This is a genomic window from Colwellia sp. MB3u-55, assembly GCF_014076785.1.
Lineage (GTDB): Bacteria > Pseudomonadota > Gammaproteobacteria > Enterobacterales > Alteromonadaceae > Colwellia_A.
Map to the genome: position 1 here is coordinate 206874 of NZ_JACGUS010000068.1, position 9289 is coordinate 216162.

Annotated in this window: 10 protein-coding genes; 4 read left to right on the forward strand and 6 right to left on the reverse strand. The window is 36.6% G+C overall.

The window, feature by feature from the left end:
• Positions 1-218: 218 nt before the first annotated feature.
• A complete protein-coding gene (locus tag H4J66_RS02825; RefSeq protein ID WP_182170279.1) occupies positions 219-389 on the reverse strand; it encodes a hypothetical protein in 171 nt (56 codons plus the stop codon).
• Between the two features lie 318 nt (positions 390-707).
• Between H4J66_RS02825 and H4J66_RS02830 the strand changes: the two genes are divergently transcribed.
• Together H4J66_RS02830 and H4J66_RS02835 are read left to right on the forward strand one after the other, a co-directional pair.
• Positions 708-1838 (forward strand): GNAT family N-acetyltransferase, encoded by a 1131-nt coding sequence (locus H4J66_RS02830; protein WP_259369044.1) that lies wholly within the window; start codon positions 708-710, stop codon positions 1836-1838.
• A 9-nt stretch (positions 1839-1847) separates the two neighbouring features.
• A complete protein-coding gene (locus H4J66_RS02835; RefSeq protein ID WP_182170283.1) occupies positions 1848-2450 on the forward strand; it encodes a DUF938 domain-containing protein in 603 nt (200 codons plus the stop codon).
• Between the two features lie 77 nt (positions 2451-2527).
• Here H4J66_RS02835 and H4J66_RS02840 read toward each other — a convergent pair whose 3' ends face one another.
• The 5 genes from H4J66_RS02840 to H4J66_RS02860 all read right to left on the reverse strand — a co-directional run bounded on the left by H4J66_RS02840 (position 2528) and on the right by H4J66_RS02860 (position 7106).
• Positions 2528-2791, reverse strand: coding sequence for a transporter substrate-binding domain-containing protein (locus H4J66_RS02840; protein ID WP_182170285.1), 264 nt, complete (start codon positions 2789-2791; stop codon positions 2528-2530).
• A complete protein-coding gene (locus tag H4J66_RS02845) occupies positions 2785-3009 on the reverse strand; it encodes a hypothetical protein (RefSeq protein WP_182170287.1) in 225 nt (74 codons plus the stop codon). The genes H4J66_RS02840 and H4J66_RS02845 overlap by 7 nt, the downstream gene beginning before the upstream one ends.
• Positions 3010-3382: 373 nt before the next feature.
• Positions 3383-4159, reverse strand: coding sequence for a transporter substrate-binding domain-containing protein (locus tag H4J66_RS02850; protein WP_182170289.1), 777 nt, complete (start codon positions 4157-4159; stop codon positions 3383-3385).
• Positions 4160-4348: 189 nt separating this feature from the next.
• Entirely contained in the window at positions 4349-4906 is a 558-nt protein-coding gene (locus tag H4J66_RS02855; protein ID WP_182170291.1) for a class GN sortase, read from the reverse strand.
• On the reverse strand, positions 4890-7106 hold the full coding sequence (locus tag H4J66_RS02860; RefSeq protein ID WP_182170293.1) for a marine proteobacterial sortase target protein: 2217 nt from the start codon (positions 7104-7106) through the stop codon (positions 4890-4892). Before H4J66_RS02860 ends, H4J66_RS02855 begins: the two co-directional genes overlap by 17 nt.
• Before the next feature lie 319 nt (positions 7107-7425).
• On the opposite strand from H4J66_RS02860, the gene H4J66_RS02865 reads away from it, so the two are divergent.
• Together H4J66_RS02865 and H4J66_RS02870 are read left to right on the forward strand one after the other, a co-directional pair.
• Entirely contained in the window at positions 7426-8817 is a 1392-nt protein-coding gene (locus tag H4J66_RS02865; protein ID WP_220463181.1) for a COG3014 family protein, read from the forward strand.
• A gap of 10 nt (positions 8818-8827) precedes the next feature.
• Positions 8828-9265 carry a YcfL family protein gene (locus H4J66_RS02870; protein WP_182170296.1) on the forward strand — a complete coding sequence of 146 codons (438 nt, stop codon included), beginning with the start codon at positions 8828-8830 and terminating at the stop codon, positions 9263-9265.
• Positions 9266-9289: the final 24 nt, after the last annotated feature.

A 9289-nucleotide genomic window follows, 5' to 3' on the forward strand; every position in this document is an offset into this window, starting at 1 on the left:
TTCAGTGATAATATCGTACCCTGATGTCACTATGCCTTGGCACTAATGTGATGGAACTGCGGCGTTGCATTGCCAACAACACCGGCTTCGGCTAACAGCCTTTTATTAATTGCTGGCACTCCTCATCCTAAATCTTTCAACTCAGCTGCACGAGGCCTTAATACGGCATCGCCTAATTGCGCGATAGAGTAGGGATCGGGCTTTAGTTGTTTTATCTTTTAATCTTTTGTTTTAATAGTTATTTCAATGTTTTTATTGTCACCGGCAAACCATTTCTGCACATAGATAGACCCTAAAACGGGGGGCATTCCATTCTCAGGTACTTCTTGATATCGAATACTGTTTTTATTATGCTTTTCAAACTCGAAGTTAATCACTTTCTCAGACACGGGTAATTCAACCTTTATTTACTATAAAGATGTATTGTATAAGTGCTGTTAAATAAACTCTAGTACTAGATACTCTCTATATCTAAGCGAAATATCAGCTTACGTTACTTAGCCTTAGGGCTCTTTTTTATTATTGGCTATTTTTTATTTTGCCAACACTGATAATTTAAAAATATGGCTTAGTGATACATTTCAATAAAAAATAGCGCTATCATTGACGTAACATCCTTTAATAATGCTATTTTGACAGTAAAACCAAGTCACTATTGCTAGATAAACAGCCATTGGCTGGCGAGAAAAACGCAATTGAATACTGATATGAAAATTAATTTTCTTAACCATATTGACAAAATAAGTGCTATTGATTGGCAGGCCTTAAATAATTCACCTAGCCCTTTTCTTGCTTATGAGTTTTTTAGTGCGCTTGAAAAAAGTGCCTCAGTTAGTGTTAAACAAGGTTGGCAAGCTCATCATTTAGTGACATCAAAAAACGGTGAATTCACAGGCTTGATGCCGATGTACTTGAAAAGCCACTCTTGGGGGGAGTATGTTTTTGATTGGGATTGGGCCGAGGCTTATCAACGCAATAAGATCAATTATTACCCTAAATTAGTCGCAACTATCCCCTTTACACCCGTAACCAGTAATAAATTCCTTTCAGGAAAATTACAAATAAATGAGTTATTTGCACCGCTAATTGAACATTGCCAGCAAGAAAATATTAATAGTTGGCACATATTATACTGTGATGAAATAAAAACAGTTTTACCCGCGGATATTTATCAACGTAATACGGTGCAATTTCACTGGTTTAATCGTGATTATAAAACCTTTGATGACTTTCTAGGTACGTTTACTTCGCGCAAAAGAAAAAATACTCGCAAAGAAAGGCAGTCTATTATTCAACAAGAGATTAAAATTCGTCAGCTGAAAAATAGCGAAATTAGCCAACAAGAACTTGATTTTTTCTATCTAACTTACCAATTAACTTATTTAAAACGAGGTCATCAACCACATTTAAGCTATGATTTTTTTAAGCAAATAGTGCTTAGTATGACTGATAATATTTTATTGATCATCGCCAGTCATCAGCAAGAAGATATCGCCTGTGCACTCTTTTTTTATGATGATACTCACTTATATGGACGATATTGGGGCTGCACTAAACATTATAATAATTTACATTTTGAGCTTTGTTATTATCAAGGTATCGAGTTTTGTATTGAACACAACTTGCAAGTTTTTAACCCGGGTACTCAAGGTGAACACAAAATTCAACGGGGCTTTGAGCCAATATTAACCTACTCTTATCATTGGATAAAACACCCAGCTTTTAAGGCAGCAATTAAGAATTTTTGTCATCAAGAGCAACAGCATATGCTAACGTACCAGCAGCAATGCAAGCAGGCGTTACCGTTCAAAACGTTATCTAACAATGAATCAACTTAAGAAAAAATAATGAATAAACCTTTTTCCCAAGCATGTGAAAACAATAAATCACCTATTTTGAATGTTTTAACGAAAGTGTTTGCAAGTGCTAAGCATGTCCTTGAAATTGGCTCAGGAACAGGGCAACACGCAACCTTCTTTGGTCCAAATCTACCCCATCTAATCTGGCAAACCAGTGATTTGCTAATAAATCACCAGGGTATTAATGCGTGGCTTGATGAAAGCAAGGGGTTGAATGTAAAAAGGCCTATTGTCGTTGATTTAAATAGCGCTTGGCCTAAGCTTAATCAAAATGCACCCCTTGATGGCATATATACTGCTAATACACTGCATATTATTAGCTGGCCATTAGTGGTTAAGTTTTTTGAGGGGCTTGCGCAAAACTTATCACCTTCAGCAAGTATTTGTATATACGGACCTTTTAACTATCAAGGGCAGTTCTCTAGTGAGAGTAACGCAGACTTCGATGTGTGGCTTAAAGAAAAAGACAAGGATAGCGGTATTCGCGATATTGAAGCAGTCTTGTTATTGGCAACGTCAGCAGGACTTGAGTTAACTGACGATTATCCAATGCCCGCCAATAATCGGCTATTAGTTTTTTCTAAAATATAAAAACTCAATACCGACAATATTTAACGCCTCTATGGATTTTAAGCGGTTAACAAAAATTACTTACTAGATGAAAGCCGCTATTTGAAATCGCCGATGTATTTATTGACGATTTTCTGGATCTCACCATTACTTTGAAGCTTTTCTACTGATTTTTTTAATATTTCCATGGTCTGGATATTTATTTTCTTTTTAGAAAAATGAAGTACAAAGTCTTTGTAATTTAGTTGTAATGGTGAATTCAATATTTTAGGTTTTATGCCAAGTTGCTTAGCGTTGTAATATAGTCCAACACTGGTAACAATACAGCCATCAATTCGACCACGGATTAACAGTTTTAGCATTGTGTATAATTATTGACTTCAACTTTATTAATAGCAGCGTCATTATCAAAATTGACATCGAATTCACCGCCTTGCACCACCCCCACTGTTTTTCCATGGAAATCCTTTAGGCCTCGATAGTGACTTCCCGCCCTAGACAGTATAATAATCGGCATGGTGATCACTGAAACTAATGGGATGGATACCTTGGGATACTGATCATTATTGAAACGTAGCACAAAATCTGATTTGCCTTGTTTGAGGTGAATAATAGTACGAGCATAATGAATTATCCTATTGGTATAGTTAACCCCAGCTACTTCGGCAATCCTATTACTTATTTAGAACATCATTTCAGTTGACTTACCATTGTCCTCAATATGGCCAAATGGAGTGACATTAATTGTTTCAATCTGGAGTGTTTATCTATAAAGTGATAAGATTGCCTATTGACGCCATCAATGTAATAAATTTTATTAGCATATTTTTATTATTTTTTTTCATTATGGCTCTGTTATTATGTAAAAATATCTGTTCAATGGCGATTAAATGTTTTACGAGAGTAGTGGTAATAGCACACAGGTAAGCATCAATTTTACTGAGAGTGTGTATTTAGTTAATTAAACTCACCATGTTTTTCCCCCACCTCTTCCTAATAGTTAAAAACACACCACTTTTTTCAAGTAGCTTCATTGCATTGATAAGATTATCTATAATGACTTGCTCTGTATTTAAACTGCAAGCGAAATGAAAGTTTAGCATTAACGTCTTGAACTGAAATACATTTTTATATTTTGATGTTTCTCCCAAATTATTTACTCTATTTCTAAGTAAATCATCATTGAGAACAACCAAATCAATATGGCGACTAGATAGGTCTAATAATTTTAACAAGGAATCATAATTGTCCACCACATAAAGGTTTTGGTTTTCAATAAATTTTTTTGATAATAAAAAATGGTGAGCAACATCGTCACGTATCACCGCAATATTATATTTTTTAGCTTCCTCGATAGTAGAGATAATTATCTGACTATTCCTAAGGGAATAAAGAGAGGTGGTACTTGAAGCAATATGTCCAACCCACTTAAACAAAGACTCACGCTGTGGGATACGAGCAAGTGAATATATACAGGTGTTTTTTCCATGCTGTGCTCTTCTATAAGACAACGCCCATGGGTGGGCACTGATGGCGTATTCATACTGAGCTTGTGCTAAAGTCGCTTCGACTATTTCTGTTGACAAGCCTTCTATTGCATTGGTCGTGACAATTTGAAAAGGAGACAAATGTTCAGTGAGTATGCTGACCTTAGTTGCCGATACCTGGCCGCAGAAAAACACCAATAACATCCTTAAGCCTAATGCTAAATTTTTCTTTAGTCCTTTCATAAGTTTTATACAATTTCATCCATCATATATATGACTATAGCTTAGATAATCATTTTACCAACACCCTCAGGTAATTAATGTTAGCGGGGTAAACTGTAAATAGCTGTGGTACTTCTTAATAGATTTTATAAGGTTAAATACCGTAATAATAGAGTTATTGACTTAATGACCCCATAACCACTTATACCCTTATAGCAACTTTGCGGTTATCACATATCTTTCATTGCTATTACTGCTCGAGTCATTAAAAGGGTAGCAAGTGATTAATATTAATGATGAATCATCAGCTAGCAATGGCATTTGGCCTGTTGAAGCGTCAACAATGTTAACCGCTTCAACTTGATAAAGCTGGCTTTGACCATATCGGTCAGTTAGTGAAATAATATCCTTCATATCTACCTCTTCTAAAAATGAAAAGTGGCTATCTCTATGTCCAGCAACCACAAAAGGTTGGACACGGCTGACCTGGTTAAAAGGAGTAATAGCCCCGGCTGAAAAAGCGAGTGTGGTTGAGTCGCCGCCATTAAGTATCACCAGAGACTTTGCTAAGCGTTTAAATGAAAGCTCGGCAATAGGGTAGGTATCAGCCCATGGCCAAGGTTTTATCTTTTGCTGTAAAGTCAGTGTCTGATGCCAGCTATAATTGATTAATTGCTGAGATAACCAGGCTTTAGTAGGCAACCAACTGGCTTGTAAACACAGCAAGCTGCCTATTATCAATAAGGATGTTCTAATTAATTTTTTCAAGTGTCCCCCTTAATTTAATACAATTATACCCCCGCAATATAATAGCCTCACTCATAGTCACCAATAACAAGAGTGCCATGCCAAGCAGAAATTGTAATTTCCACCCTAATGCTGTTTTAGGCATAGCGACCATTAAACTTTCATGGGCTTGAAAAACGCTATGCTTAACGAGTAATAATCCGTCTTTTTGCTGTTTCTCCAAGGCTATAAAGCTGGTATAGGGCGATATGATTTGATGCTTGAGTGAGGTAGTAATCACCTGAAACTTCACCTTAGCTTTATCTGCTCCGCTGACTAAGCTATCAAGTAAGCTTTCTATTTTTCTACGCGCCCAAAGAGAGGAAATACCTGCTGATGATTGCTCGCTATCAATAATTAATTCTTGGTACCAAGGCGCAATGACGGTATCACCCGTTAATTGCAAACTCGTTATAGGAAACTGAGATTTTATCGCTATTTGCAAGGGCTCGTCGAAATATAAATCAGGGATGCTTTTAGGATAAACCTCGAGGTGTTGATGAACTTGGCTGTCAATAATTAAGTCGATATTCGTGATGGCGGGTTGACTTATTTTAGTCATAAAATCGCTCATCTTTTGTTGAACATCACTTTGGCTTTGAATAAAAACATAACGACCCCTACCAAATTGAGCGGCTTTCTTCATAAAGTAACCATTGGGTGCAGCGCCTATGCCAACGGTGTATAAACGAAAATCACCTTGGGCATTTTCAAGCAGCTGCATAAGTTCAAATTCGTTAGCGACAGCGCCGTCGGTAATAAAAACTATTTGGCGAATAGCCTGTGCTGCTTGCACAGCACTTTTTTTCATCAGCAAAGCGTTACTCAAGGGGCGGTACATTTCAGTGCCACCATCGGCCATTAAGTTACTAATAAATTGTTGCGCTTTTTTAATATGATGACCTGCAGCCATTTTGGTGCTGGTAAAGAGTAATTCGGTAGTGTCATTGAAAGCGATAATATTAAAACTGTCTTTATCGTTAAGTTGTAATATGGCTAACGAGAGACTCGCTTTTGCTTGTTCCATAGCTGAACCTTGCATAGAGCCTGAGGTATCAATGATAAAAATGATATCTCGTGCGATCACTTGTGCAAGGTCTGTCTTTGGTGGAAAAAAGGTCAGCAACGTATAATATTCATCTGCTACTTGTTCAGTAAAACTGCTGATTTTAGCTTGCTCACTGGCTAATAATTGCCAGCTTAGAACAAAAGTTTTATTAGCGTTCACTTCGGCCTGACTCAAGGTAATAAAGTAAGCATTTTGATGGGGGGTTAACGCACGCATTACTATTTTATGGCTAGCACTAGTAATCGCAGTAATCGCAATACCTGAATTTAAGGAAATATTAATTGATGATTGACTGCTGGCCATTGAAGGTAAGTGGCTAGGCGCTTTTAGGGTTGATGTGTGTAGCTGTGCAGGTGATTTATGTGCAGAGTACACTGTTCGTTGCTGTGTAAGCTCAGAAGCTTTTGCTACTTGTGGATTTTCAGATAATGGCTGGGATAATTTGGGTTGATACCTTTGAGTCATTGCTAATGGTAATCGTAGATCAAAATTACCCTGTGAAAAAGAAACTGGCATGATAAAAGTTAGCGTAACAATAACGCTTGCCTGTGGTGGAATATTAGCAATTTTATTGATAAACAAATTAGGTTGTTGTTGCTCGAGTAAGCTTACTTTTCTTCCCTGGCTTTTCGTTTGTTGATATAAAGCCTTAGCGGTTTTTTTTGCCATTATCTCGCCAACTATCTCATTATTGCCAACCTTTATCATTAACCGTTTTATGGCGGCATCTTCAGGTAAGGGAAACTGATAGGTTCCTTCTAGAGCAATTGCATGAGGATTAACGAAGGTTTGTTTTATTTCTACATAAGCAATTAAACCATTAATCTCAACATTGGTTTGAATATCAAGGGGTAAATTGACTTGCCTTGCTGGATTTGGGTGATCAAATAATAATTGTGGACCGTAAATAAGCGTATTGTTATTGGCTGTATCTTCAGTCAAAGCCATTTCACTACTTTGCGCATAACGCACTAAAGCCAAAGAAGACAATAGGATAAGAAACACTAGTAGTGATAACTTTAACCATTTATTTCGACGTTTTTTATTCTGTTGTTGGTAATAGTATGAGTCTTGGTAATCTATAAATTGTCGGTTTTTTTTAGAAGTAAACATCACTTGCTCTTTTGTGTAAGTAGTAGCCGATATTAAAGCAAAGCATTGAGCTTTAGCGGGGGCGGTATTAGGGCAAAGTACTGACCAAATATGTCAATAATAGGGCAATTAAGCTTTGCTAACGGTTAACACTCTCAGAACATTACAAAATTCTTACAATTTACTCACAATTATTGTATTGCCTATTGGGCTGTTTCGTATTAATTTTACATCTAGCGAATCAAGCGCAGGCTTAGCTAGTAAAGTGTTATAATGTCTTCATCATTTAGGGTTACTTGAAAATTTTATGTGTAAACAGTTATTAATAAAATTTTGTCTTATGTTTTCAGTAGCGACGCTTGTTGGCTGTACATCTATAGGCATGAGTGATTTGTTTTTTGGTTACAGTCAACAGATGCAAGAATCTCGTTCAGCTCAGTTAAGAGGTGATTTCGTTGTTGCGACAACATCAGTTATCTCGGTTAATCGCCAGCATAATAATTATGGCTTGAGCCAACTAGAAAAAGCCCGCTTACAGTTTCTTTCTCATGATTGGCTGGCGAGTCAAAAAAGTTTTGAATTAGCCTACCAACAAGTACAGGATCAAGAACAAGCAGCTAAAATACAAATAAGCAGTGGCTTGAAAAAAGTCAGTGCGGTGGTGACTAATGACAATGCCATTGGCTATGAAATACCTTCATACGAGCAAGGTATGTTGCATTCTTATCAAGCGTTAAATTATTTATATCAAGGCAGTTTAGAGGGCGCTTTGGTTGAAGTGCGCAGAGCTAATTTAGTGCAAGAACGTGCATTAAAAACCAATCAAGCTGAACTCTACAAAGCTGAAGAAGAAATGGCCGAAAAAGGCATCAACAGTAATAAATTATATGATAACTTCCCATCAATGGATAACCTGATTGGCGATCTAAAAAACAGCTTTCAAAATGCTTATACTTTTTATCTTTCGGGTTTATTGTATGAAACAGCTAAAAAGTTTGATGATGCCTATATTGACTATAAGCGAGCGTTAGAAATATATCCCAACAATACTTTTCTGCAACAAGATGTCTTACGATTAGCCAATAAGCTAGATATGAATGAAGAGCTTGCGCGCTTTGAGCAAAGGTTTGGTCGCTATCAAGGACAAAATAAAACAAACACAGGTCAAATAGTCGTTATTTTCGAACAAGGAATTGTTAGTGCAAAAGAAGAAGCAAGTTTAAATTTACCTATCTTCAATACTCGCTCAGATTTTAAATTTTTTACTTTTGCTTTACCTGTTTATCGAGGGCGCTTATCGGCATTAATACCTTTGAGTATCAGTATTGATGAAAAAAGTTACCTTTCGCAAGAAATTGTCAGGCTACAGTCTTTAGCAAGCAAAGACTTAAAAGAAAAATTACCGGGTTTGGTAACAAGACAAGCGATACGTTTAGTCGCCAAAGAGCAGATACGTCAGAATTTGAGCAAGTCGGGTGGCGATGTCGGTAATATTTTAGCCAGCCTTTATAATATTGCTTCAGAAAAAGCCGATACTCGCAGTTGGTCAAGTTTGCCTGATAATGTACAAATAATGAGGTTGGATAATGTTGCAGTAGGTCAGAAAAAATTGATGATTTCATATGCTGGTAAAAAGCAGGTCGTTGACATTGACGTATCAGAAAATAGAACAACGCTCATTAATTTTACCGCTCTGGGTAACTTTACCGGTTATCAAACTATAAATTTGTAAGGATAAAAATATGCATTATTTTATAAGAATTTCAGCTATTACGGTGTTCAGCTCAATATTTTTTCTGGGTTGCGCTGCGCCAATAACCTCGGGGATCGGCACCAGTGCGATGACACAAGGTGATGAGTTTTCGAAGCATTTAGAGGTCCATAACCCTAAATTAGCACAACAGCTAAAAATTATTGATGTAAAATCAAGAAAAACCAATGGTTTACTAGAAATAAACCTACAGCTTAACAGCACCTATAAAAAGTCATTGAAATTGCAATACCACTTTAACTGGTTTGATGCGCAAGGATTTGTGATTGAATCACGAAAAACACCCTGGAAGCCACTTGAATTAGATGGTTTTCAGTCAACAAGCTTAAGTGGACTGGCACCGAATGAACAGGTTGCTTCGTTCACTGTTTATGTGAGAGAAATCCCAGAAAAAGCTTATAGATATTAAATATTAAATATTAAATATTAAATA